Below are 25,143 nucleotides of genomic sequence, written 5' to 3'. Positions count from 1 at the left end.
TTCTACCATGGGGCTGTACAAAAAACCAGCACTAAATGGATTAACTACAATCAAATAGTTACAACTAATTGCATATTTATAGTTTTTAAGTAATTATTAAGTCAATGTGTTTAAAAATACTCAGGAAACCACGCCATGAAAACCGCCAAAGAACTGCAAGCCACACCCATCGCGGGTGAAACTCACCAGGTGCACAATGTGGCCAGCGATTTGCACAGCTACAACCTGTTTACCACCGACGCCGCGCTGCTGGAAGGTGTGAAACGCGAAGGTGGTGAATGGGGCGTGGGCGAGATTGCAGCCTTCGGCGAGAAATGCGGCAAACCGGAATATCTGGAACTTGGTTTTCTGGCCAACAAGTACACCCCTGAACTGGACACGCACGACCGATTCGGCAATCGTGTGGATTCTGTTCGTTACCACGGTGCTTACCACGCGCTGATGAAATCAGCGCTGGAAGAAGGCCTGCACAGCCAACCCTGGACCAATCCACGTGAAGGTGCACATGTGGTGCGCGGCGCCAAGGCATTCATGCAAAGCCAAGTTGAAGCCGGCCACGGCTGCCCGGTCACCATGACATTCGCCTCTGTTCCCAGTTTTCGCCTGCAACCTGAAGTGGCCGCAATTTTCGAATCGAAAATTTTGAGCCGTGGCTACGACCCCCGCAATGTACCCATCGATGAAAAGCAATTCATCACCGTTGGCATGGGCATGACTGAAAAACAGGGTGGGTCAGATGTTCGCGCCAACAGCACAATGGCCACCCCGGTTAACCAACCCGGGGCCGGGCAAATGTATTCGCTGGTCGGGCACAAATGGTTTTTGTCAGCCCCCATGTGCGATGTATTCCTGATTTTGGCGCAAACCACTGCCGGTGTTTCCTGCTTCGCTGTGCCGCGCTGGCTGCCCGATGGCACCAAAAATGCATTAAACGTGATTCGCTTGAAAGACAAAATGGGCAACAAATCCAACGCGTCCAGCGAAGTGGAATTTCGCGGTGCGCAAGGCTGGCTGATTGGTGATGAAGGCCGTGGCGTGCCCACCATCATTGAAATGGTCAGCCTGACCCGCTTCGATTGCATGGGTGCGTCTGCTGGCCTAATGCGTGCTGGCCTGGCCAATGCAATTCACCACTGCAAACAACGCGCAGCATTTGGCGCAAAGTTGATTGATCAGCCTTTGATGCAAAACGTGCTGGCTGATCTGCAACTGGAATACGAAGGGGCAATGGCCTTTTCCATGCGAATGGCACGCGCACTTGATTTGAAAGACAACGACGAACATGAAGCCAATTTGGCCAGGCTGGCCACAGCGGTTGGCAAATACTGGATTTGCAAACGCGCACCCCAGCACAGCTATGAAATTATGGAATGCATTGGCGGCAGCGGCGTAATGGAAAATTCGATTTACCCACGCTTGTTCCGCGAAAGCGTGATCAACCCGATTTGGGAAGGCAGCGGCAATGTGCAGTGCTTGGACGTGCTGCGCGCCATCGGCAAAACACCCGCCGTGTTGATGGCATTCAACGCAGAGCTGAACAAAGCTCGTGGCGGCAATGCCATTCTTGATACCTACCTGAACAATTTGAACCAACAATTCATGCAACTAAACCCGGCAGACATGCACGGCTTGCAGTACAGCGCCCGCACCATGGTTGACCAAATGGCTTTGGCATTTGAAGCATCGCTTCTGGTGCGCCATGCACCGGCTGCAGTTGGCGAAGCATTCTGTTCAAGCCGCCTTGCTGCGCAAGGGCACCACAACTACGGCGCTTTGCCCAAAGGCATGAATGTCAAAGCGATTATTGAGCGTGCCGACCCGGCGATTGAAAAAGCGTAGTCAGGCTGGCGTTTGAAAAGTGTCCGATGCCCACTGCCTGGGCGTTGCAACGTCGCGCGCTTTGACCGACAAGCTGTGCGCCAGGTCGTGAAAGGGTTTGCGCATGCGGGGGGTGGGCCAAAACAACTTGCCTTGCAATTCTGGCTTTAAAGCCAACACCGCTTCAAGGGCAGGAATGCAATCATTCCACACCAGGGCATTGGGCCACAAAGTCAACGCCCACTGAATACTTTCCTGCTCAGCCAAAACAGAACTGTAGGCATCACAGGGCTGGCTTTGCAGTTGCACTACTTTGCCATTTTCCATGCACACGGCCGCCATGCAGTAGCGGCCCTGCCCTGCGCCGGACGCATCCACCAGCACATGCCTGCCAGTGTTGAATACGGCAACACTGCGATTTTCTACAGCCACACGATAAGGCATCAATTCAGCGCCTTTATCTGCATGCTTACGGAGTGTCTTGATTTCATCTCATGCTCCTGTTGAAAAAAGGAAAAGAAGGGTGGAAACAAAGAACAAATGGATTTGTTACTTCTTTTTCCCTCTTTAAATTCACAAAATTACTGCTAACCTCTTTTATTACTTTTTAGAGTCTGGCGGGCCTTCACGATGAAAGGCGTAATTTTTACTGAGCTATTTGGTTTAATTGAACAAACCCAAGGTGAAAAATTTCTGGATGACTTAATCGACGCCTGCGATTTGCCTTCTTGTGGAGCATACACGTCGGTTGGCACTTACAACTATTCAGAAATGCAGACATTGGTCACTGAACTGAGCAAGCGCTCTGGCCTGCCTGCAGCCGACTTGCTGGAAAAGTTTGGGTTCCACTTGTTCAAACGTTTTCACTTGCTGTATCCCAATCTTTTTGTGGATCATACCTGCCCTCTTCATTTCCTGACCCAAGTTGAGTTGGTCATTCACAAGGAAGTACTGAAGCTATACCCAGAAGCTGAACTACCAAGTTTCAACACCGTGGCGAAGTCTACAAACTCGCTTGAACTTGAATACCGCTCCAAGAGGGGATTGGCTCCATTGGCACTTGGTCTGATAAAAGGTTGCTTGGCGCACTTTGGCTCAATGGGCACAGTGACCATGGAAGTGTGGGAGGAAGGATACAATGCAGTCCTTTTCAAAATTCGCTTGAATCCATGAATGATCAGGATGAAATACTGCGCTTGAGAAAGCGGCTTGAGCGAGAGAAAAATGCCCGCCTGGAAGCGGAGCAACTTCTTGAGCAAAAAAGTCTAAGCCTGTATGAAAGCAACCAGAACCTCGCTGCATTGACTCAAGACCTTGAAGCACAGGTCAAACAGCGAACCGCGGAGTTAACTCAAGCGCTGCAAAAAGCCGAGGCTGGAGTACTCGCTCGACAACATTTTTTGGCCTTAATGAGCCATGAAATCCGAACCCCACTTCATGGAATGTTGGGCTTGATCGATTTGCTTGTGCTGTCGCCCTTAAATACGGAGCAGGCAAGTCAAACGGAAATTATTCGCTCGAGCGGACGTTCACTCCTTAGACTGCTTAACGATATTCTTGAGTTATCCAGAATTGATTCTGGCGCGTTCGACATTGAACTTGAACCGTTAGAGATCAATGACGTAATCAGCGGCGTGGTGCAGCTTTACAAACCATTGGCTCGAGAGAAAAATCTACATCTAACATGGGAATCGAAATCAGACTTGGCACCACGCTTGCTGGGTGATGAATCCCGAATTCGCCAGGTGCTGTCGAATTTATTGTCCAACGCGGTCAAATTCACACTGCAAGGGAAAGTTCATATTGTCTCAAAAGCGGTGAGAGACGAAAATCATCGGTGGGCGATTCTAATCATTGTCAAAGACACCGGGATCGGTATCGACGCTGAAAAAATACCGACTCTGTTCAATGAATTCACACAAGCCAATTTCAGCATTCACAAACAGTTTGGCGGCACAGGTTTGGGCCTGGCCATATCCCGCAAACTGATCGAATCCATGGGCGGTGAATTGACGGCGCGCAGCCAAGCCGGTGAAGGCAGCGAATTCAAGATCAATGTCACACTGGCTTGTGCCCCAAACACAAGCAATGACTCGTCGAGCGCCCAAACCACAAGCAACGCCGTGCCAACACCAAGAAATCGTGAAGGGCTGCGCGTTTTGGTGGTTGACGATAATTTGGTAAACCGCACATTGATGGCATCGTTTTTAAAGCGCTTCGGAATCGATGCCAGCTTGGCCTGTGACGGACAAGAATCCATTCAGACCATTCAAAACAAAGGTCCTTACGACCTGGTATTCATGGATCTGGTCATGCCTTATATGGATGGGCTGGATACCACCCGTCACATTCGAGAATTACCCATTCAACAACCCTACGTCTGCGGCCTCAGCGCCAACGCCTTCAAAGCGGACAAAGAAAAATGCATGGCTGCAGGCATGAACATGTTTCTAGAAAAGCCATTGTCATTTGAAAAGTTTTGTGAGTTCATGCGAAACCTCCCGTAAGTCAATGTTGTTTGCCAAGGCATTGTTACATTTGAAAATTCTGGGTGCGGTAACGTACAGCGCCCGCCGTGGTGAGTCTTTAAGGTTGGTTGTCAACTACTGAGGACACACCATGAAAGCGCTTGTTTACAACGGACCACACGACGTATCAGTCAACGAAGTACCGGACGCGAAAATTGAACGGGCAACCGATGTACTGGTGAAGATTACCAGTGCCAACATTTGCGGTTCTGACCTGCACATGTATGAAGGACGCACCGACATGGAATCGGGCCGTATATTGGGCCATGAAAATCTGGGTGTAGTAATTGAGGTGGGGCCCGCCGTTGACCGCGTTAAGGTGGGCGACCGCGTTTGCCTTCCGTTCAATATAGGTTGCGGGTTTTGTGCAAACTGCGAAAAAGGCTTAACCGGCTATTGTTTGACAGTGAACCCGGGCAGTGCAGGTGGCGCGTATGGTTTCGCTGGAATGGGGCCCTACAGCGGCGGGCAAGCCGAGTATCTGCGTGTGCCCTATGGCGACTTCAATTGCCTGGTATTACCCAGGGATTCCGAAGAAAAAGAAAATGATTACGTTATGCTCTCCGACGTATTCCCCACCGGTTACCACGCGACAGAACTGGCTGGTGTTCAATCCGGCGACAACGTTGTTATCTACGGTGCAGGCCCGGTTGGCTTAATGGCTGCCTGTGCTGCCACATTAAAAGGTGCAAGCCAAGTGATGGTGGTGGATACCCACAAAGACCGTTTACAACTTGCGGAAAAACTGGGGGCAATTCCGATCGACGACACTGAAGGCGACGGCGTGGAAAAAATCATGGCCCTCACTGACGGCAAAGGTGCCGATTGTGGCTGCGAGTGCGTGGGTTATCAATGCTGCAATATGCACCGCGAGGAAGTTCCGAACCTGACCATGAATAACCTGGTGCAAACGGTTAAGGCCACTGGCCGAATCGGCGTGGTGGGTGTATTTTTGCCCGAAGACCCTGGCGCAGCCGACAAGTTAGCCAAGAAAGGGCAAATCGCTTTCGACTTCGGGCAATTTTGGTTCAAGGGCCAAAGCATGGGCACCGGCCAAGCAAACGTTAAAGCATACAACCGAAAACTAAGTCGGTTGATTGAACACGACAAAGTGAATCCCTCATGGATTGTGTCGCATGAACTGCCTTTGGCTGACGCACCCGAAGCCTACGCCAATTTCAATGAGCGCAAAAATGGCTGGACAAAAGTAGTGCTTAAACCGGGAAAGTAACTTGCCCTAAAAACAGTGCTGACAAAAAAACGCCTGGCATTTGCCAGGCGTTTTTTTATTTAACCGCAACTATCAGCGGTTTTGACCTTGCTTGTTCTGGCCTTGCTTATCCTGACCTTGTTTGCTCTGGCCTTGCTTGTCCTGGCCGTCTTTGTTCTGGCTTTGCTTGTCCTGGTTGTCCTTGTTTTGACCATCGGTTACGTATTGCATGGTGTGCTCCTTTAAGTTGGCAGTCGATACCTTCGACCGTGCATTCACCTTATCCAGTTGGTCCAAAGTCTTCTGTTCGGCTTCGCGCATTGGACGAGAAAATAAATCGGCAATCGTCCTCGACAGGGCTTCAGCAGGGTATTTACCCTGAAGGCACCACGAATCAAATGCCGCTAAAATACTTTAATCAAATCACCACAAACTGAAAATGAACGCAGTCAATTCAGCCCCAACGGACAAATTATTTCGATTGGTTTTTGCACTCATCATGGGTTTTCTCATGGTGGGCATTGTGACCTTCGTGACCACAGCCAGCAATTTTGGTTTTGGGAACAACTTTCTTCAAAACTGGGGAAAAACTTATCTCATCGGTTACCTTGCAGCGGTACCAGCTATTTATTTACTCGCCCCAATCGCACGTCAAATTTCTGCCCGCATATTGAATTAGAGGATTGACAAGTTCTGTAGGAATGCGACTTGAATGCGAATAAAAATTCGCTTTAGTCTGAGTACTTCAACACTGCTCATTCCAAATCATGAACGACTGCGAAACTGTAATACCCGGCAGGCTCAGGCAATTCGAGCAAACTCAGATTCACACCCCATGGATAATCAAGAAAGTACTGGGTCGTGAATTTGCACCCAACACTGCCGAATACGCGGCGCTAAAACAGGGGCTGTTTGCAGGTGACGATGCGATGGATTGTTACGTTCAAGCCCGTATTCAAGCCTCTCCCCAAAAACCGGACTGGCAGGAATTTCATCAAGCGCTTCAAACGGCAAACCCTCTTGAATTTCAGGGGAGCAACGAACTTCGCATATTGATTCAAAACACTTTCATCAATCCAAATTGGGTTGATTGGCAACTGATGGATGAAGGTGTGCAATTCATTCAGAGCACTGGGCGTGCAGCAACCGATGTACTTCGTGATATGGCCTTGATGGGCGGCTACTTGATGGTGGCCTTCAACAAAACACTGATACTGACTGGGGAACTGGAAAAAGGCGCAGCCCCCCGGCTGGCAAGTACTGCGCAGTGGTGGCTTAAGGTGGTGAACACCAATGCCAACCACGCAGGTGGCCTTGGCGCAATTACAACCCTTCGGGTGCGATGGATGCATGCTTTGGTTCGCCATCAACTGCGCAACAGCCCGCAATGGGATTCAAACCAGTGGGGATTGCCGATCAACCAAGTGGACATGGCAGCGACCTACCTGGGCTTCAGTGCGGTCATGCTGCTGGGCCTGCGAAAGATGGGTATTGTGGTAACGGCCCGCAATTCACGTTCGGTAATGCAACTGTGGAAACTGATCGGCTGGCAAATGGGTGTTCAGGAAAAATGGTTAGTGGACACCGAACAAGAGGCATTGGTGGCGCTGCGCCAGTTCTTGTTCACCCATTCGCCTCCCGATGAGTCCACACAACGATTGGCCAGCGCCTTGGCCGGCGAACCATTAAGCCGCAATTATTCAAACTTTCAAACGCTTCGCAGAAAATTTGCTCATCACAAACATTTAAGTTCATCGTGGTACCTGTTAGGCCCGGGTATGTTCTACAAGCTTGGCTTGAAAGCACCATGGGGACCTTTCATTGCGTTGATGATGGTACCTCTGCGTGCCGCCACCCACTTGGCCCAACGTTGCATACCACTTATATCGAAGCGTCAAATTTTGCAAGGCCGACGAGCGCAGGAAATTGCTGTTGCAGAGCTTCACCAGCGTCAAGTTGCTCAATCAAAAACCCTTACTTCGATGAACGCGAGTTGAATACGAACAATGGGTCGTATTAAACTGAACGATCGTTTGAATCATAACTTTGTGGGGCAATATGGGAAGCTGGACGAATAAAACCGTGTTCATCACCGGCGGCAGCCGTGGAATTGGTCGGGAAATCATTCTAAGGCTGGCGCGTGAAGGGGCCAACATCACCATTGCCGCAAAATCAGACCAACCCAACCCCAAACTGCCGGGAACCATTCATTCTGTGGCACAGGAAGTGATTGAAGCCGGTGGCAAAGCCTTGCCTGTGGCCACCGATGTACGAGACGAAGAACAGATCAAACGTGCCATTCAAGCCACCGTACAACACTTCGGCGGCATCGATTTGCTGGTGAACAATGCGGGCTTTTTAGGGATTACCCAACTGGGAATCACCGAGACGAAAAAATTCGATTTGATGCATGCATTGAACACCCGCGCACCGCTGATTACCATGCGTGAATGTCTACCCTACCTGCAAGCCAGCCAAGGCAGCGTGTTGAACTTGTGCCCGCCCTTGAACATGGACGAAGGCTGGCTAGGCGCATTCATTCCCTACACTTCCACAAAATATTGCATGACTCTGCTCAGTATGGGATTTCAACAGGAAGTGAAAGCAAAAGGCATTGCGGTAAAAACTCTTTGGCCAGCCACACTAATTGCCACCGCCGCGGTGGGCATGTTCAGTGGCGAAGAGGGTTTGAGTGTGTCGCGTAAGCCTGACGTGATGGCCGATGCAGCGTTTGAGTTGATCAGCAATCGTAAACAGTTTTCATCGAAAGTAAGCTGGCTGGATGAAGAAGTGCTGCGTGAAACTGGTGTTACTGACTTCACCAAATACGCCAACAATCCGGAACGTGTCGATGAAATTCAGCGGGACTTCTACATCGGTAGGTTCTAGAACCCATGCGCAAAATTCCGCAGCAACAGCGGTCTAAAGAACTGGTGGCGCGCTTGGTTGAGGCCACCGCACAATCCATTCGCGAACAGGGCATGGACAAATTCACCACTCACCATGTGGCGGGGTATGCCGGTGTCAGCGTGGGGTCGCTGTATCAGTATTTCGATTCGCGCGAAGATTTGGTCGAAGCGCTGCTAGAGGATGTAACCCTGAAACTTCAACATGGCTTGAATACATTGGTGCTGGAAAAAACCACCAACTTGCGCGAAATGGTGGATCGCTCAGTGCGCTTTGGTATGGCTTTTTTAAGGGCTGATGACGGCTTGGCGATTGAACTGGTACGCAACTGGTACAAGCTGCCAACGCACAATGTGGTGCGCCTGCTTCAAGACACCCTGCTCGACTTCATGCGAATGTATTTGCTGAAAAATCCGTTGGCAAATAATCCGGAGAGGCTTCAAATTCGAAGTTTCGTGATTGCTAACTCAATCGTATTCACCATGATTCGCGCAATCAGCGAACCCAGCCCTTTCATCACCGATGAAGAGCTGACCCTTGAATTGATCGAAATGGTGATCAGTTATTTAAACGCGTAACCAAGCCATTGAATTACTGCTTGTTTTCATCGTAAATCGTGCCACCAAAGCGCAAAGCTGAATCGGCGCGCTTGGAATGGATAACGGGGTAAAACATTTGTTGGGCCCAGTGTTCCTGCCCATGAATGCGGTCGTCCATCAAGCCAATATGCTCGGGGTATTTGCGCGTAATGTGCGCAGTGCCAAAAATCACATCCCACAAAAACAGCATGTTGCCAAAATTGCCAGTGTAATTACCAATACCGTCTTTGTTGGTCAGGGCGTGGTGCGCCCAATGTGTTGCGGGCGTTGAAATAGTGCGCTCTACAACCCACATTACCGGGTGCAAAGCCTTGATTTTGTACAAAGGCTCGTCCCACCGCCAGGCGCAATGTGCACCCAGAATAATCGTGATTTTGATGGTCAGGTAAAGCGCATAAACCCAGCCACCAAAACCAAGAAACAGCAGTACACCGGCAATCCACAAACCGGGCATCATCAGGTAGTAAAAGAAGTTGTTGCGAAAGGTCATGCGCACGCTCATGTACTGCGCAGAATGATGCGCGCGGTGTAGTGGCCACAACAAGGGCGAATGCGATGCGCGGTGCCACAGGTACTGGGTTAAATCATCCCCAAGCAACAAGACACCAAACATGGCCCACCAAGGCCAATCGGCCCAAACACCCTGCCACTGCGCAAACCAGTTTTGGCCTATGGTTTGGGTTACAAGTATTGCCAAAGGCTGGGAAATTGCTACCACACTGATGAAAACCAGCAAATCCAGTTTGGTGTCATTGGCTGTGGCCTGCACCGTGGTTTGATAACGGCGGCTAGCAAACTCCATCAATGCAAAGCCAGCGATGGCAATACCAATCAACATATTCTGAAATTGCGATGCGTCCATGTGTGTCTCGTTTTATAGGTATGTACAGAATCTAACCTTGCCGCACAAATACGTCCAATGCATAATTGGTGAACTTTCGATGCATGGAGCGCATTAACATGCTGAATCTGAACCAGCTAGAACACCTACTGGCGCTTGACGAAACCCGACATTTCGCCAAAGCGGCCGACAAAGTACACCTTAGCCAACCCGCCTTCAGCCGAAGTATTCAAGCACTGGAAAGGCAAACCGGGTTAATTCTTTTCGAACGTAAAAGTGGAGAAATACGCCCCACCCCAGCTGGCCAGTTTTTAATTGATCGGGCACGGAAGTTGGTATTGGAAGCGCGCGCCGTTCAACGCGATATTCATTTGTACCAACGCGGTGAAGTCGGTGAACTTGCTTTTGGTGTTGGCCCTTTTCCCTGCGCCACACTGGCTCGTGGCGTCATTGAAAATATCCGCAATGAATTTCCAAAAGTCGCGCTGCAAACAGAGATTGCAAGCCCTGCCGAGTTGCTGGCCATGTTGCTCAAAGAGGAAATTGAGTTTTTCGTGGCCGACACCGGCGACATTGACACTGCGCCCTACCTGCAATTAGAGCCTTTGATGCGGCAATATGGCCATCTTTACGCACGGGTCGGTCACCCGCTGGCCAGCGGCGCACATACTTTTGAGCAAGCGTGGGAATACGGAATTGCCTCGGTGAAGTTGCCCGACCCGCTTAAGAATGGTTTGAGGCAACTGCTGCAACATAGCAATCGAAACCTGCCGCAACTGGCACTGGAATGTGACGACGTGAATTTGTTGCATCAACTGACGTTGAACACCAACACGGTGGTTGCCTCTACCGACCTGGCCGCCAAACCATGGATCGATAAGCAGCAGCTTGTGCAGCTGAACATCACCGATTTTCCAGCACTGTTCTCAAACATTTCGATTGTGAGTTTGAGCAATCGTGTGCGCTCGCCGGTGGCCAGTTACGCCACCGCACAATTCAAACAGACTGTCATTTAGTTTCGCGTGTCGAATCTGTTTGAAGTGTTTTGGGGTAACACATTCAACAACACGCACATTGAGACAATTTTGTGAATCACCACGCTGCTGCTCGCTTTGTATCCATTGCATGTGCATTCATTCTGGCCGCATGCGGCTCTGAAGAATCAACGTCTACCGCGCCACAAGGCAGCGCTTCCGCACAACAAATTTCCGCGAACAACGCGAATCTTGAACTGGATTTAAACTGCGACAACGCCACTTACCCTTCGGCGGAGTTGCTTCAATGTGAACTAAGCAACGTTACAAGAACGCTGGAAGCCAATGTGGAGCAGTTGATGCCTGCATTCGTTGCCAGGCAATTGCAACAAACCGCTGTCAATATTCAGACTGTGTTGCAACGTAGCCTCCAAGACCCCAGTTGGACTTTGCCGCCTGCCTTTGGCAACACTGGCTTGACTCCACTGTGCGCCAGCGGAGCCGGCCCGTGCGTGGGGGACCCCTTCAGATACCCCGGCGTGAACGGACCAGATGGCGATGTGTTCTATACCCAGCAAGCGGAGGTACTTCCTGTGGTGTATTACGACCAAGGCTGTGCACGCATCACCGGGCAAGTCTGGAAGCCCCGAAACACAGGCAATCGTAAATTGCCCGCAGTCATCATCAAGAACGGCTCAGTTCAAGCCAATGAAGCGCTGTATTGGTGGGCTGCGCAAGAACTTGTACGCGCCGGCTACATGGTGTTGACCAACGACCCTCGCGGTCAGGGTTTGTCAGACTTCTCGACGCCCACTGGCGAGCAAGGTGGCAACGTCAATGGCGCTGTGTTCTATGAAGGGCTGGTGAATGACATTGATTTTTTAATGTCGTCACCCTCAAACCCATACCCGCATGAATTGAGCTGCATGGGCACCTACCCCACACGTACGCAGGCTTTCAACCCGTTTCACGAGCAACTGGATGAAACACGCATCGGCGCGGCGGGTCATTCGTATGGTGCAGCGGGCGTTACCTGGGTACAAAGCTTTGGCGCAGCAGACAGCATGCCGTGGCCTGGCTTGCTCAGCAAAACCAATCCAGTGAAAGCGATCGTGGCCTGGGATGCACTGGGTTCGCGCAACACCCCAGCATCTGCAACATTGACCAGCCTGATCGCGTCAGAAACTGCAACTGGTACCCTGCCGCTGGGCACTTTGGTGAACCCGGCAGGTGCTCCACCCGTCAGCCCCCGCGTGCCAGCACTTGGCTTCACCTCCGAATACGGCTTCACCCCGGCACCATTTGTGCGCGAAACGCCCAGGGATGAACACTTGAATGGTTTCAAGGAATGGGCGGCCGCCAATGTACCCGTGTTCAACGTCACCATCGCTGGCAGTACGCACCTGGACTATTCTCCCGGCCCAGCCCTGCCAGCAAGTTCCTGGTGCCCCAATACCGACAACAATGCGTGTGAAGGTGGCTGGGCCAAACCCATGATCACCCACTACACCCTGGCGTGGTTTGACCGCTATCTGAAAAACCCTGGAGAAGCCGGTTTTGATGATGCGGATATTCGACTGCTCGACGACGCGCGTTGGGCAGAACGCATGAGTTTCCATTTCGCAAGTGCGCGGAAATTTTCAACGCGGGATGGACAGTTGTTTTTCAGCGAGGATATTCGGATGAAGTACCCAAAAAAATCAACCACACCCTAGGGCAGCACGCTGTTTCGTGGCACCCCATGCCATTTGATCGCTTAATTGTGGGCATCCCTAAATGAACAACACCTATCGCGCAAAGTGTCAATGCGGTCAATTGGCCGTCAGCTTTACCCAAGCGCCAGTCGCACAGCTGGTTTGCCATTGTCGGGATTGCCAAATCGTCAGCGGTATGCCTTACGCGAAGGCCGCTTTTTTTATAACCGAAGAACAATGTGCTCAAGGCGAATTCAAGGCAGTAAACATGAAAGGCGGCTCTGGCAAACCCAAGCAATACCGCCAATGTAGCCGGTGCAACGATTTTGTTTATGCCAAGGTGGATGCGCTGACTGGTCTGATGGGTGTAGCTGTAGACAAACTGGAGCCACCTTTCGAATTCAAACCCATGGCCCACGTGTGGACCAGCGAGAAAGCGCCCGAGGTGGAAATTCCTTCAGGCGTGTTCCAGTTTCCCAAAGCACCGCCATTCAGACCCGGTAAGCAGTAAAAGAAAAAGGGCTTAGTATTTGCTATGGACAACCACAACTTCTGAAAAACTTTTTTAGCCTTCAAAAGGTAATCCCTTACACGATTAGCCAGCAGAAGCCCGCCCCACAAGACCACACACATCAAGTCGCAATTAACATTCTTTGAGCGTGGTGAATCACCTCAAAAAAACGGACTCAACTCACAAAGCATTTCAAAAACAGCCGATTTTCCCAAATTGATGATATCAACTTTCAAATAATTTGGCTTAAAACGGCCTGAACCCCTTGCTACATGCGGTTTTCCGTGGCATTTTACTAACGCTCATTAACTCTTTGGAATTATAAACAATGAACAAAACCGAATTGATTGAAGCCATTGCCACAAAAAGCGAATGCTCCAAGGCTGCGGCCGGTAAAATGCTCGATGCCTTCATCGACACAGTGAGCCAGCAAATGGCCGATGGCGATAAAGTTGTTTTGGTCGGGTTCGGTACATTTCAAACCGGTGCGCGCGCAGCCCGCGAAGGCCGTAACCCACGCACTGGCGAAACCATCAAGATTGCAGCAGCCGTAGTACCAAAATTTACTCCAGGCCAAAGCCTTAAGACCAAGGTAAACACAAAGCCTGCGAAGAAAAAGAAATAAATCAAGACACGTAATTCATGCCTTAAACCGTTGCTTCCAAGTTTCGGTTTCGAACCCCTGCCGGTGAATACTTGGCGGGGGTTTGTTTTTGGTGCTCACACCTCGATAAGCTCATCTCCAGACGATGGCTTCCCCATTTAATAAAAGTGCGAAGGGAAAGCGGGGCGATTCACGTTAACCTTGCTTATTCAACCTCTAAAAGTGATTTGTTCAACATGAAAAAAACAATGATTTGGTCGGCAGTTTCTGTCCTGTCTCCGTTGTGGCTCTTGCCGGCTACTGCTGTTGCCGAGGAGATCAAACTACCCTCGGGTGTCATCGTAGCAATTGAGGGAAAATCCACGGGTGCGCAAAAACCCAAAAATACCTCGACCGTGAGTGTTCACTATGAGGGTTCTTTGGGCAATGGCACCGTGTTTGACAGCTCTTACAAACGAGGCGCCCCGGCCACCTTCCCTTTGAGTGGAGTAATACCGTGCTGGACGCAAGGCGTAAGCAAGATGTCTGTGGGTGACAAAGCAACGCTGACTTGTCCAGCCGATACGGCTTACGGCGCACGGGGTATAGCTGGCGTCATTCCTCCCAACTCAGTGTTGAAGTTCAAGGTGGAGCTGCTGGAGATTAAACGTTGAACGACCAGGGCCATTTGTGGCGAATCATTAATTGCGGAACTATTCGGGTTTTGCGGAACTAAAAGCAAAAGGCCCACATTGCTGTGGGCCTTCTGGTATTTGGCTCCCCGACCTGGACTCGAACCAGGGACCTGCGGATTAACAGTCCGTCGCTCTACCGACTGAGCTATCGGGGAAAGAGCCGAGATTATAGCAGCGAAAATTTTTTGCGCAACCCTTATTGACCCAATTAACACCCAATTGGGCAAATGAATGACAAAAACGTTTCCGCCTGCTTAATCCTTAGGCAACTTGTGTTCAACCCAGCGATTTCGCAATGCGCTCGCATGCTTTTTCAAGGTTGCCCATGCTGGTCGCGAATGAAATGCGGAAGTAACCTTCAGCGCCAAAAGCAGAACCAGGCACCACCGCAACGCCCGCTTCCAGCAGGTAAGCAGTCAATTCCAAATCATTGGCCGCCTTGATCTTGCCTTCAGCCGCCAGCTTTTCAATCGCTTTGCGTGCATCAACAAATGCGTAAAAAGCACCTTCGGCTTTCAAGCACTGAATGGTGGGCACGGCATTCAAGGCTTTGGTCACAAACTCGTTGCGCTCACGAAACGCTGCCACCATAGGCTTCAAGCAATCTTGGTCGCCATTCAGGGCAGCTTCCGCGGCCACTTGTGAAATCGAAGTGGGGTTGGAAGTGGACTGGCTTTGCAAGTTAGTCATCACATCAATCAGCTTGGCTGGGCCTGCTGCAAAACCAATTCGCCAGCCGGTCATGCTGTAGGCCTTGGAAACACCGTTCAACACAATGGTGCGATCTTTCAAAGCGGGGCAGGCGTTCACAATGTTCACAAACGGTGTACCGGTCAGGTTGATGTGTTCGTACATGTCATCGGTGGCCACCAAAATATTGGGGTGCTTCAACAGCACTTCGCCCAATGCAGCCAGTTCAGCCTTGGTGTAAACAGCGCCAGTGGGGTTGCTGGGGCTGTTGATCATGAACATTTTTGTTTTGGGGGTAATGGCCGCTTCCAGTTGGGCAGCGGTCATCTTGAAGCCCTGCTCAATGCCAGCAAACACCAGCTTGGGCACACCACCGGCAATTTCAACAATGTCGGCGTAGCTCACCCAGTAAGGTGCAGGAATAACCACCTCGTCACCATCGTTGATGGTCGCCAAAATCATGTTGAAAATACATTGCTTACCACCCACACCCACCACCACTTCGTTGGCCTTGTACTCCAGGCCGTTGTCGCGCTTCAGTTTGGCGATTACGGCGTTTTTCAGGCCAACGGTACCGCCCACGGCGGTGTATTTGGTAAAACCGGCATCAATTGCCTTTTTGGCGGCTTCTTTGATGTGGTCGGGAGTATCGAAGTCGGGTTCACCAGCGCCCAAGCCGATAATGTCTTTACCCTCGGCTTTCAGTTGGGCCGCCTTGGCTGTCACGGCAAGTGTAGGGGAAGGTTTGATCGTAAGTGCGCGATTTGAAAGCATGATTCCGTTTTGTGGGAGTGAAAAAAGAAAAAGTCAAGTCTGGAAATAAAACCAATTTCCAACGATAATGCAAGATTGGCTTAACACAAAACGCTGCGAAGTTTCTGCAGCCATCAGCCCAATGATGCAATCCGTAATTCTACGGCATTGGCCAGAAGGTTCAACCCGTTAGGGTGATCATCGGCCAAAACCACCGTGCTTTGTGGTTGCATTGCATCACGACTTGCAGTTTAACATGGCCCCAGGATTCATCAGTTACCCCAACAGTCCGTTCGAGTTGTACCAGCCCTACTCACCGGCAGGCGACCAACCGACCGCGATTGAAAAACTGGTTGAGGGCGTGAACGACGGCGAAGTGTTTCAAACTCTGCTAGGTGTCACTGGTTCAGGTAAAACCTTCACCATGGCGAATGTGATCGCACAAACCGGGCGCCCTGCCCTTGTGCTTGCCCCCAACAAAACCCTGGCTGCGCAGTTGTATGCAGAAATGCGCGAATTTTTCCCCAAAAATGCGGTGGAATACTTCGTGAGCTACTACGACTACTACCAGCCTGAAGCCTATGTACCCAGCCGCGACCTGTTCATTGAGAAAGACAGCTCAATCAACGAGCACATTGAGCAAATGCGGCTTTCTGCCACAAAAAGCCTGCTGGAACGGCGCGACACTATCATTGTAGGCACGGTCAGCTGTATTTACGGCATTGGCGATCCATCCGATTACCACGCCATGATTCTCAGCATTCGCCATGGCGACAAGCTCAGCCAACGCGACATTCTGAAGCGCTTGATCGCCATGCAGTACAAGCGAAACGACCTGGATTTCACTCGCGGTACATTCCGGGTTCGGGGCGACACCATCGATGTGTACCCCGCCGAGCATTCTGAATTGGCCGTGCGCATTGACCTGTTCGACGATGAAATAGATGGTATTCAGCTGTTCGACCCCCTAACGGGCAAAATTCGCCAAAAGCTGCCGCGGTTCACGATTTACCCCAGCAGCCACTATGTAACACCCCGCGCCACCGTGCTGCGCGCCATCGAAACCATTAAAGATGAATTGCGGCAACAGCTTGATTTCTTTGTGAAAACCGGGAAACTGGTTGAGGCGCAGCGGCTGGAACAGCGCACCCGATTCGATCTGGAAATGCTGGCCGAGCTCGGTTTTTGTAAGGGTATTGAAAACTACAGCCGCCACATGTCGGGCGCAGCGCCAGGCGAGCCGCCACCCACACTGATCGACTACCTGCCCAAAGACGGCTTGATGATTATTGACGAAAGCCACGTCACCATTGGGCAACTGGGTGGTATGTACCGCGGAGACCGTTCCCGCAAGGAAACTTTGGTTAACTTCGGCTTTCGCCTGCCATCTGCCATGGACAATCGCCCCTTGCGTTTCGAGGAATTCGAGTCCAAAATGCGGCAAACAGTGTTTGTTTCAGCCACGCCTTCGCATTACGAGAAAGAACATTCTGGCCAAGTGGTTGAACAAGTGGTGCGCCCCACAGGTCTTATCGACCCCGTGATTGAGGTGCGCCCTGCCACCACCCAGGTCGATGACCTGCTCAGCGAGATTCACGAAAGAACTCGCGCTGGCGATCGAGTATTGGTTACAACGTTAACCAAGCGCATGGCAGAAGACCTCACTGACTACCTCAGCGACAACGGTGTTCGGGTGCGCTATTTGCACTCCGACATCGACACAGTAGAACGCGTTGAAATTATCCGCGACCTGCGTTTGGGCGAATTTGATGTGTTGGTGGGAATTAATTTATTGCGCGAGGGCTTGGATATTCCGGAAGTGTCCCTAGTTGCAATATTGGACGCCGACAAAGAAGGCTTTTTGCGCAGTGAACGCAGTTTAATTCAAACCATTGGCCGCGCTGCCCGAAATTTGAACGGCAAAGCCATTTTGTATGCAGACCGTGTCACCAATTCCATGGAATTGGCGATTGGCGAAACCAGCCGCCGCAGAAACAAGCAAATCGAGTTCAACACAGAAAACGGCATTACCCCGCGAGGCGTGAACAAGCAGATCAAGGAACTTATTGATGGCGTGTTCGATCCAAACGCTTCCAAGCAACGAAAGGCCGACAAGGCCATGGAAGTTGCCCCGCTGGGTGAAAAGCAGTTGGCAAAAGAAATCAAGCGGCTCGAAAAAGCCATGCTGGACCACGCGAAGAACCTGGAGTTTGAAAAAGCCGCCCAGGCACGCGACCAGTTGGGCTTGTTGAAAGAACAGTTGTTTGGCAGCAAAGGCGATTCGAATGTGACATCGCTTGACGCCAAACGAAGCGCCTAGGTAATGTATTGCCGGGCGGCACAGATTTTAAGCGTTTTTACTTTAATGGGTTCAGGACAATAGGAAGCCAATATGAAAAGCAAAGTTTTGTTTGTGTGCATGGGAAACATCTGCCGCTCACCAACAGCGGAAGGCGTTTTCAGGCAGATGGTAAGCGAAGCAGGCCTTGACCATGAAATTTCCGTTGAGTCAGCCGGTACGCACGCCTACCACCTTGACAAAACACCCGACCCCCGCGCTGTGGCTGCTGCTGGCAAGCGTGGCTACGACATTTCTGCCCTGATTTCTCGCCAGGTTTCTGCCGATGATTTCCGCGACAGTGACATGATTCTGGCCATGGACTGGGACAACATGAGCCTGTTGCAACAGCAGTGCCCACGCCAGTATGCGCACAAAATTCAGTTGATGATGCGTTATGCCACTGAACATGACGAAGCCACCGTGCCCGACCCCTACTACGGCGGCCCCGACGGCTTTGACACGGTATTGAACTACATTGAAGACAGCTGCACCGGCTTGTTGGAAGTGTTGCGCAAGCGCGTGTTCCAGTTCGCTGCTGCTTAAACAGAATTAACCCGCTTCTTTTGCGGGTATTGAATACAAAAACCGCTGGTGATTGATCAAAATCGCCGGCGGTTTTGTCATTATCAGGCTTTTAATATCGGGATTGCCTTGTCGAGTGTAGACCACCCTGCCTTGCTCAGCGATTCATGCAGGGCATTGGCAAAGGCCGGGTTGTGCCGAAACTTGCGGTAAAACTGCTGGGCTGACTGCACCAGGTCGTCCAGGGTCGCCTTGTCACCCAACTCAAAACACACATTGGCCAATATCCAGCGCAAAAACCCAAACCGCGTGACCAATTTCAGGAAGTTGTGCATGGGCTCTGCACCGCTGAATGGAAACAGGTCTTGAAGCATGTCGTTCAGCACAGCATGTTCAAGCAAAGGGTGGCTGTTTTCCAGCACAGCATCCAAGGCTTTTAACCCGGCAATGTAATGGTGGGTATGTGCTTCGGTATTCGCAGCGCGATCAACCGTGTTTTGTAAGGCGAGCTGATAGGCATTTGCATGCGGATTGCGCCCCAGCAGCCACAGCGACCTGAAAAAGTCAGCCTGAATTCCATGCGCCGCTTCAAATGGCTGGGTTAGCTCGCTGACCTGGCCACTGCAAATCAGCTCCTCAATGCCCACAAGAACGGAATCGACCCCATCGAAGTTGTTCGCTTTGAAATAGCCTCCCAGGTTTTCACAAAGCAAGCCCAGGCACACCAGCCTTTCCCACAATTTAAGATCGGTGGTTCGCACCACCTGCAATGCAAAGGTGTGAATAGACTGCATTTGCTCAACGCTTAAGGCCCATGGGCTGACGACTTCGTGAATATCCTGCTGACGAATGTGCAAAACAGGGGCCTGAAAATCAAATGCATCCCGGTCTGTCAAAGCCAAGCGGGCCGCTTCAGGGCAAGACAATGACATCGATTGAAACTGGGTGTCGCCCAACCTCACGTTCAGCCTGGGGAAGCTTGAGCAAGTGTTGCTAAGCCAGTCTTCTCCCAAGGTGCTTTGTATGCTGCACCAGCCATCGCTTAAGAAATGACAATCCCCGGTGGTTTCGTCCCGAGTAATTGTGGATGCTGCGCGTTCTGTTGGCGCCGTGTGAACCTGAATGTATTTTTTTAATTTCGGTGACAAATCAGTGTGATCGCATTGCACATAAGCATCGTGCGTGGCGCGGTCCACAGCAACATTCCACCCCGAACAACAAGTGTCGGGGCACGCAGCGCCAGTGCATTGAAATCGCGTGACATATTTGGGCACCAAAACGGGTTCATTACTGTGTGGGTGTAACAGTTTGTTCTGCGTCATCATCAATGCCAACTCGGTTCATACCAGTTTATTGTGCCGTGAAACTCTAGTATAAAACTCCCCCGCATCAATCAGCCCACCCCGCTCGTTTTAGCTGGCAAACCAAGGTTTTCCCTATCGCCGCCATTGGTTTGAATACTTGAGTAAAACAGTCAACTTTGCTATACTTGAGTGAATTAGTAGGAATTAACCTGAAGGTTGAAAAGGGAGTGCCATGCGCTTAACCACGAAAGGCCGATTTGCAGTAACCGCCATGATTGATCTTGCCTTGCAGCAAGACACTGGGCCGGTGTCACTTGCCGGTATTAGCCAGCGCCAAAGCATTTCCTTGTCGTACCTGGAACAATTATTTTCCAAATTGCGACGCCATGAATTGGTAGAAAGTGTCCGTGGCCCCGGCGGCGGTTATCATATCGCCCGATCCCTCAAAGAAGTGAGTGTGGCCGACGTCATTTTGGCGGTTGACGAACCTTTGGACGCCACGCAGTGCGGCGGCAAGGAAAACTGCACCGAGGAAGGCCAGTGCATGACGCACGACCTGTGGAGCAGCCTGAACACAAAAATGCTTGAGTATTTGGGGTCCGTAACCCTTCAATGTCTGGTTGAAAAACACAAGCAGAAAGAAAAAGACGCGGAACGAACCATTCAGTTTCGTGACAGGCCAACGGCTACAAAAGCCGTGGCTACACAACACACACATTAATTTGCAGTTGATTGGAGCACACACATTATGAAGATGCCGATTTATCTCGATTACAGCGCCACCACCCCAGTGGACCCGCGCGTAGCCGACGCCATGATCCCTTTCCTGCGCGAAAGCTTTGGCAACCCGGCATCGCGTAGCCACGCCTACGGCTGGACTGCTGAAGAAGCTGTTGAAAAAGCCCGTGAAGATGTCGCGGCCTTGGTCAACGCCGATCCACGTGAAATCGTGTGGACTTCTGGTGCCACTGAATCAAACAACCTGGCCATCAAAGGCGCAGCGCTGTTCTATGGCGAAACCAAAGGCAAGCACATCATTACCGTGAAAACTGAGCACAAGGCAGTGCTGGACACTTTCCGTGACCTTGAACGCCATGGCTTCGAAGCCACTTACCTGGACGTTCAGGAAAACGGCCTGGTGAGCATGGACGCGCTGAAAGCGGCCATTCGCCCAGACACCGTGCTGATTTCAATCATGTACGTGAACAATGAAATTGGTGTGATTCAAGACATTCCCGCCATTGGCGAGATGTGCCGCGAAAAAGGCATCATTTTTCATGTGGATGCAGCCCAGGCCACTGGCAAGGTTGAAATTGACCTGCAAAAACTGAAAGTGGATTTGATGAGCTTTTGTGCACACAAAACCTACGGCCCCAAGGGTGTTGGTGCCCTGTACGTGCGCCGCAAGCCCCGTATTCGCATTGATGCCCAAATTCACGGTGGCGGCCACGAACGCGGCATGCGTTCTGGCACTTTGGCCACGCATCAAATTGTGGGCATGGGCGAATCATTCCGCATTGCCAAAGAAGAAATGGCCAGCGAATTGCCCCGCATGCGCGCACTGCGTGACCGTCTGCTGAATGGTTTGAAAGCCATCGACGAAATTTATGTGAACGGCGATTTAGAGCAGCGCATTCCACACAACTTGAACGTGAGTTTCAACTTTGTGGAAGGCGAGTCATTGATCATGGCGGTAAAAGACATTGCGGTGTCATCGGGCTCGGCCTGTACATCCGCCTCGCTGGAACCATCGTACGTGCTACGCGCTCTGGGTCGTAGCGATGAACTGGCCCACAGCTCGATTCGTTTTTCAATCGGCCGCTTCACCACCGAGGCCGATGTTGATTTCACGATTGAATTGATGAAAGAAAAAGTTGCGAAGTTGCGCGAATTGTCGCCACTTTGGGAAATGCACCTGGACGGCGTCGACCTAAGCACCGTGCAGTGGGCAGAGCACTAAACCAATTAAAGATTGAGGAGAAGTACCATGGCATACAGCGAAAAAGTTCTAGACCATTATGAAAACCCCCGCAACGTTGGCTCGTTTGAAAAGGGCGACGACGAAGTGGGCACAGGCATGGTGGGGGCACCTGCTTGCGGCGACGTCATGAAGCTGCAAATCAAGGTCGGGGCCGATGGCTTGATCACCGACGCGAAATTCAAAACCTACGGTTGTGGTTCAGCCATTGCATCGTCTTCATTGGTAACTGAGTGGGTCAAGGGCAAAACCCTGGACCAGGCTTTGGAAATCAAGAACACCGCGATTGCCGAAGAACTGGCACTGCCACCTGTAAAAGTTCACTGCTCCATTTTGGCCGAAGACGCCATCAAGGCCGCAGTGGAAGATTACAAAAAGAAGCACGCTTAAAAAGGAAGTTGACACCATGGCGATTACATTGACAGAACGCGCCGCCGACCACATTAGCAAGTTCCTGACCAAACGTGGCAAGGGAATTGGCCTGCGCATTGGCGTGCGCACAACCGGGTGTTCCGGCATGGCGTACAAGCTCGAGTTTGTTGATGCGGTGACCGATGAAGACAATGTGTTCGAAGCCCATGGCGTGAAGCTGTTCGTAGACCCGAAAAGCATGCCCTACCTAGAAGGAATCGAGCTTGATTTCGCTCGAGAGGGTTTGAACGAAGGCTTCAAATTCAACAACCCCAACGAAAAGGCGCGCTGCGGCTGTGGTGAAAGCTTCACTGTGTAATGGCTAATTCAGCAACTAAGTTAGCAATTAAGTTAAGCGACAGTGATTTCGACATATTTGGGTTGCCCTGCCAGTTTGAACTGGACAGTGCAGCCCTTTCTGCTTCTTATTTGCGGCTTCAAAGCCAAACCCACCCCGACCGGTTCGCGAATTCTAGCGCGCAGGAAAAGCGGCTGGCCGTGCAATGGGCCACGCGTGTGAACGAGGCCTACAAACGCTTGCAAAACCCGATGGAACGCGCCATTTACTGGTGTGAACTGAACGGTGAAAGCCCGCGTGGGCAACAAAGCAATTTGCCCCCCGCCCTGTTAATGCAGCAAATGGAATGGCGTGAAGCACTTGAAGAAATTGAAGGTGTGGAGGCGGTCGAAGACTTGCTGGATGAAGTGGGCGCTGAGAAAAAACGGTGCTTAACGCTGATCGCACAACAAATTGACGGTGAGAAGAATGCGCAGGCGGCCAACGGCACCGCGCAGGCCTTGCTGTTTATCGACAAATTCATGATTGAGTTGACCAAGAAATTGGAGCAACTGGAGGACGCCAGCTAATGGCTTTGTTACAAATTGCCGAACCCGGCATGTCGACTGCGCCCCACGAGCATAGGCTTGCTGTGGGCATCGACTTGGGCACCACGCATTCGCTGGTGGCCAGCGTGCGCAGTGGCAGTGCTGAATGTTTGCCCGATGCATCGGGCCGGGTTATTTTGCCCAGCGTGGTGCGCTACGGTGAAAACGGTGTAAAAAACATGGGTGAAGATGCCTTGGCGTGTGCCGACACTGACCCCTTCAACACCGTGTTCTCGGTGAAGCGCCTGATGGGCCGTGGCTATGCAGACGTGCAGGGTTTGAACCTGCCCTACACCGTCAAAGATTCTGGCGGCATGGTTGAAATTGAGACCGATTACGGCACCAAAAGCCCTGTTGAAGTATCTGCCGATATTTTACGTGCCTTGCGCAAACGTGCTGAAGCCACCTTGGGCGGCGAACTGGTGGGTGCGGTCATTACCGTACCAGCTTATTTTGACGACGCACAGCGCCAGGCCACCAAAGATGCAGCCCAACTTGCGGGCTTGAATGTGCTGCGCTTGATTAACGAGCCCACCGCCGCTGCAGTGGCGTACGGTCTTGATCAAAAAGCCCAAGGCCAGTTTGTTGTGTTCGATTTGGGTGGTGGCACATTCGATGTGTCCATCCTTCGCTTGCAAGCAGGCGTATTCGAAGTGTTGGCCACTGGCGGTGATTCTGCTTTGGGTGGCGACGACTTCGACCGTGCCATGGCCGATCACTTCATTGGCAACCACGGCTTTGAAGAATTGAACCCGCAACAACGTTCACGCCTGGTGATGGCGTGCCGTCGTGTGAAAGAACAAATTTCCCACGAGCACACTGCCTTTCTAAGTGTTGAATTCAAAAGCGGTGAAACCATTGCTGAAACAGTAACCGCCGAACAGTTTGAAACCATCGTAGAACCTTTGGTCAAGCGCACCATTCAAGCCGCCCGCAAAACATTGCGAGATGCCGGCTTAACTATTGATGACATTGATGGCGTGGTGATGGTGGGTGGCTCTACCCGCATGCCAGTGATCCGCAAGGCGGTAAAAGCCTTTTTTGGCAAAGACCCTTTGGTGAACTTGAACCCCGATGAAGTGGTGGCGATTGGCGCATCCATCCAGGCGGATACACTCGCTGGCAACCGGAACGACGATGAATTGCTTTTGCTGGATGTTATACCGCTAAGCTTGGGCCTGGAAACCATGGGCGGGCTGACTGAACGCGTTATCAACCGCAACAGCACCATTCCGGTGGCGCGTGCGCAAGAATTCACCACATTCAAAGACGGCCAAACCGCCATGGCCATTCATGTGCTGCAAGGCGAGCGCGAGCTGGTTTCAGAAAACCGTTCGCTGGCCCGATTCGAGCTGCGCGGTATTCCACCCATGGTGGCTGGTGCTGCACGCATTCGCGTGACTTTCCAGGTGGATGCGGATGGCTTGCTCGCAGTGAATGCCATGGAAACCGGATCAGGCGTTTCTGCCAACATCACGGTGAAGCCTTCCTACGGACTGGACGACGATCAAATTGCCGGCATGCTGAAAAACAGCTTTGAGTTTGCTGAATCAGACATGAATGCGCGCCAGCTGCGCGAGCAGCAAGTGGAAGCACTGCGTTTGGTGGAATCGGTTGAAGCAGCCATCGCCAAAGACAGTGAATTGCTGACAAGCGATGAACGTTCCGGTATTGAAAGCAGCATTGAAGCCCTGCGTGCCCTGGCGGAAAGCAGCGAACTGCGCGCCATTGAAAAAGGTATTGAAGACCTAAGCCACCTTACCGAAGACTTTGCTGCGCGCCGCATGGATGCGGGTATTCGCAAAGCATTGACCGGAAAGACCATCGACACCGTCAGCACCACGCTGGGCGGTGCTTCTTCAAAATAGAAGCAAATTAACTGAATACGAGAGATTGTTA

The 25,143-nt window shown here is 51.4% G+C and carries 26 protein-coding genes and 1 tRNA gene; 21 read left to right on the top strand and 6 right to left on the bottom strand.

Translation table 11 applies throughout. From position 1 onward, the window contains the following. Positions 1 to 135 precede the first annotated feature (135 nt). Positions 136 to 1,839 carry an acyl-CoA dehydrogenase family protein gene (locus tag NSP04_RS07710; protein WP_257511765.1) on the top strand — a complete coding sequence of 568 codons (1,704 nt, stop codon included), beginning with the start codon at positions 136 to 138 and terminating at the stop codon, positions 1,837 to 1,839. Here the strand turns inward: NSP04_RS07710 and NSP04_RS07705 are convergent, their stop codons facing one another. After that, complete coding sequence (locus NSP04_RS07705; RefSeq protein WP_257511764.1) at positions 1,840 to 2,262, bottom strand: hypothetical protein; 423 nt, start codon at positions 2,260 to 2,262, stop codon at positions 1,840 to 1,842. A 186-nt stretch (positions 2,263 to 2,448) separates the two neighbouring features. Here NSP04_RS07705 and NSP04_RS07700 point away from each other — a divergent pair, with 186 nt between their 5' ends. The 3 genes from NSP04_RS07700 (at position 2,449) to NSP04_RS07690 (ending at position 5,577) form a co-directional block, all read left to right on the top strand. Next, a complete protein-coding gene (locus NSP04_RS07700; protein ID WP_257511763.1) occupies positions 2,449 to 2,991 on the top strand; it encodes a heme NO-binding domain-containing protein in 543 nt (180 codons plus the stop codon). Further along, a complete protein-coding gene (locus NSP04_RS07695) occupies positions 2,988 to 4,325 on the top strand; it encodes an ATP-binding protein (protein WP_257511762.1) in 1,338 nt (445 codons plus the stop codon). Before NSP04_RS07700 ends, NSP04_RS07695 begins: the two co-directional genes overlap by 4 nt. Before the next feature lie 112 nt (positions 4,326 to 4,437). Next, the gene (locus tag NSP04_RS07690) at positions 4,438 to 5,577 is read left to right on the top strand and encodes a glutathione-independent formaldehyde dehydrogenase (RefSeq protein WP_257511761.1); all 1,140 of its coding nucleotides are present in this window, start codon (positions 4,438 to 4,440) and stop codon (positions 5,575 to 5,577) included. A gap of 72 nt (positions 5,578 to 5,649) precedes the next feature. Here NSP04_RS07690 and NSP04_RS07685 read toward each other — a convergent pair whose 3' ends face one another. Continuing rightward, positions 5,650 to 5,787, bottom strand: a complete 138-nt coding sequence (locus NSP04_RS07685) for a hypothetical protein (RefSeq protein ID WP_257511760.1) — start codon at positions 5,785 to 5,787, stop codon at positions 5,650 to 5,652. A 208-nt stretch (positions 5,788 to 5,995) separates the two neighbouring features. Between NSP04_RS07685 and NSP04_RS15030 the strand changes: the two genes are divergently transcribed. The 4 genes from NSP04_RS15030 to NSP04_RS07670 all read left to right on the top strand — a co-directional run bounded on the left by NSP04_RS15030 (position 5,996) and on the right by NSP04_RS07670 (position 9,041). Further along, positions 5,996 to 6,235 (top strand): DUF2798 domain-containing protein, encoded by a 240-nt coding sequence (locus NSP04_RS15030; protein WP_371825008.1) that lies wholly within the window; start codon positions 5,996 to 5,998, stop codon positions 6,233 to 6,235. Between the two features lie 88 nt (positions 6,236 to 6,323). Further along, positions 6,324 to 7,553, top strand: coding sequence for an oxygenase MpaB family protein (locus NSP04_RS07680; RefSeq protein ID WP_257511759.1), 1,230 nt, complete (start codon positions 6,324 to 6,326; stop codon positions 7,551 to 7,553). Positions 7,554 to 7,614: 61 nt separating this feature from the next. Beyond that, positions 7,615 to 8,445, top strand: a complete 831-nt coding sequence (locus tag NSP04_RS07675; protein ID WP_257511758.1) for an SDR family oxidoreductase — start codon at positions 7,615 to 7,617, stop codon at positions 8,443 to 8,445. A 5-nt stretch (positions 8,446 to 8,450) separates the two neighbouring features. Next, entirely contained in the window at positions 8,451 to 9,041 is a 591-nt protein-coding gene (locus NSP04_RS07670) for a TetR/AcrR family transcriptional regulator (RefSeq protein ID WP_257511757.1), read from the top strand. A gap of 13 nt (positions 9,042 to 9,054) precedes the next feature. On the opposite strand, the gene NSP04_RS07665 is transcribed toward NSP04_RS07670, so the two are convergent. Continuing rightward, on the bottom strand, positions 9,055 to 9,924 hold the full coding sequence (locus tag NSP04_RS07665) for a sterol desaturase family protein (protein WP_257511756.1): 870 nt from the start codon (positions 9,922 to 9,924) through the stop codon (positions 9,055 to 9,057). A 98-nt stretch (positions 9,925 to 10,022) separates the two neighbouring features. Here NSP04_RS07665 and NSP04_RS07660 point away from each other — a divergent pair, with 98 nt between their 5' ends. The 5 genes from NSP04_RS07660 (at position 10,023) to NSP04_RS07640 (ending at position 14,339) form a co-directional block, all read left to right on the top strand. After that, positions 10,023 to 10,919, top strand: coding sequence for a LysR family transcriptional regulator (locus tag NSP04_RS07660; protein WP_257511755.1), 897 nt, complete (start codon positions 10,023 to 10,025; stop codon positions 10,917 to 10,919). 71 nt (positions 10,920 to 10,990) lie between these two features. Next, positions 10,991 to 12,592, top strand: a complete 1,602-nt coding sequence (locus NSP04_RS07655; RefSeq protein WP_257511754.1) for an alpha/beta hydrolase — start codon at positions 10,991 to 10,993, stop codon at positions 12,590 to 12,592. Between the two features lie 61 nt (positions 12,593 to 12,653). Then, on the top strand, positions 12,654 to 13,082 hold the full coding sequence (locus NSP04_RS07650; RefSeq protein WP_257511753.1) for a GFA family protein: 429 nt from the start codon (positions 12,654 to 12,656) through the stop codon (positions 13,080 to 13,082). 328 nt (positions 13,083 to 13,410) lie between these two features. Next, positions 13,411 to 13,707 (top strand): HU family DNA-binding protein, encoded by a 297-nt coding sequence (locus NSP04_RS07645; protein ID WP_257511752.1) that lies wholly within the window; start codon positions 13,411 to 13,413, stop codon positions 13,705 to 13,707. 215 nt (positions 13,708 to 13,922) lie between these two features. Then, on the top strand, positions 13,923 to 14,339 hold the full coding sequence (locus NSP04_RS07640; RefSeq protein ID WP_257511751.1) for an FKBP-type peptidyl-prolyl cis-trans isomerase: 417 nt from the start codon (positions 13,923 to 13,925) through the stop codon (positions 14,337 to 14,339). A gap of 100 nt (positions 14,340 to 14,439) precedes the next feature. On the opposite strand, the gene NSP04_RS07635 is transcribed toward NSP04_RS07640, so the two are convergent. Both NSP04_RS07635 and NSP04_RS07630 read right to left on the bottom strand, forming a co-directional pair. Continuing rightward, positions 14,440 to 14,515, bottom strand: a tRNA-Asn gene (locus NSP04_RS07635). Positions 14,516 to 14,636: 121 nt separating this feature from the next. Beyond that, the gene (locus NSP04_RS07630) at positions 14,637 to 15,824 is read right to left on the bottom strand and encodes a pyridoxal phosphate-dependent aminotransferase (RefSeq protein WP_257511750.1); all 1,188 of its coding nucleotides are present in this window, start codon (positions 15,822 to 15,824) and stop codon (positions 14,637 to 14,639) included. A gap of 235 nt (positions 15,825 to 16,059) precedes the next feature. On the opposite strand from NSP04_RS07630, the gene uvrB reads away from it, so the two are divergent. Together uvrB and NSP04_RS07620 are read left to right on the top strand one after the other, a co-directional pair. Continuing rightward, a complete protein-coding gene (gene uvrB / locus NSP04_RS07625) occupies positions 16,060 to 18,123 on the top strand; it encodes an excinuclease ABC subunit UvrB (protein ID WP_257511749.1) in 2,064 nt (687 codons plus the stop codon). A gap of 72 nt (positions 18,124 to 18,195) precedes the next feature. Further along, positions 18,196 to 18,687, top strand: a complete 492-nt coding sequence (locus tag NSP04_RS07620; protein ID WP_257511748.1) for a low molecular weight protein-tyrosine-phosphatase — start codon at positions 18,196 to 18,198, stop codon at positions 18,685 to 18,687. Positions 18,688 to 18,770: 83 nt separating this feature from the next. Here the strand turns inward: NSP04_RS07620 and fliB are convergent, their stop codons facing one another. Next, positions 18,771 to 19,988 (bottom strand): flagellin lysine-N-methylase, encoded by a 1,218-nt coding sequence (gene fliB, locus NSP04_RS07615; RefSeq protein WP_257512264.1) that lies wholly within the window; start codon positions 19,986 to 19,988, stop codon positions 18,771 to 18,773. 214 nt (positions 19,989 to 20,202) lie between these two features. Here fliB and iscR point away from each other — a divergent pair, with 214 nt between their 5' ends. Genes iscR through hscA form a run of 6 tightly spaced genes read left to right on the top strand, consistent with a single transcriptional unit; the run spans position 20,203 to position 25,112 of the window. Then, positions 20,203 to 20,691, top strand: a complete 489-nt coding sequence (iscR, locus tag NSP04_RS07610) for a Fe-S cluster assembly transcriptional regulator IscR (protein ID WP_257511747.1) — start codon at positions 20,203 to 20,205, stop codon at positions 20,689 to 20,691. A 27-nt stretch (positions 20,692 to 20,718) separates the two neighbouring features. Beyond that, the gene (locus NSP04_RS07605; RefSeq protein WP_257511746.1) at positions 20,719 to 21,930 is read left to right on the top strand and encodes an IscS subfamily cysteine desulfurase; all 1,212 of its coding nucleotides are present in this window, start codon (positions 20,719 to 20,721) and stop codon (positions 21,928 to 21,930) included. A gap of 27 nt (positions 21,931 to 21,957) precedes the next feature. Further along, positions 21,958 to 22,338: a Fe-S cluster assembly scaffold IscU gene (iscU, locus tag NSP04_RS07600; RefSeq protein WP_257511745.1), complete on the top strand. Its 381-nt coding sequence runs from the start codon at positions 21,958 to 21,960 to the stop codon at positions 22,336 to 22,338. 16 nt (positions 22,339 to 22,354) lie between these two features. Then, the gene (gene iscA / locus NSP04_RS07595; RefSeq protein WP_257511744.1) at positions 22,355 to 22,678 is read left to right on the top strand and encodes an iron-sulfur cluster assembly protein IscA; all 324 of its coding nucleotides are present in this window, start codon (positions 22,355 to 22,357) and stop codon (positions 22,676 to 22,678) included. Next, positions 22,678 to 23,226: a Fe-S protein assembly co-chaperone HscB gene (gene hscB, locus NSP04_RS07590; RefSeq protein ID WP_257511743.1), complete on the top strand. Its 549-nt coding sequence runs from the start codon at positions 22,678 to 22,680 to the stop codon at positions 23,224 to 23,226. The genes iscA and hscB overlap by 1 nt, the downstream gene beginning before the upstream one ends. After that, positions 23,226 to 25,112, top strand: a complete 1,887-nt coding sequence (hscA, locus tag NSP04_RS07585) for a Fe-S protein assembly chaperone HscA (RefSeq protein ID WP_257511742.1) — start codon at positions 23,226 to 23,228, stop codon at positions 25,110 to 25,112. The genes hscB and hscA overlap by 1 nt, the downstream gene beginning before the upstream one ends. The last annotated feature ends 31 nt before the right edge of the window (positions 25,113 to 25,143 follow it).

Source organism: Limnobacter parvus, assembly GCF_024623725.1.
GTDB lineage: Bacteria > Pseudomonadota > Gammaproteobacteria > Burkholderiales > Burkholderiaceae_B > Limnobacter > Limnobacter parvus.
The sequence above is the reverse complement of the archived record's forward strand: the minus strand, read 5'-3'. Positions and strand labels throughout refer to the sequence as shown.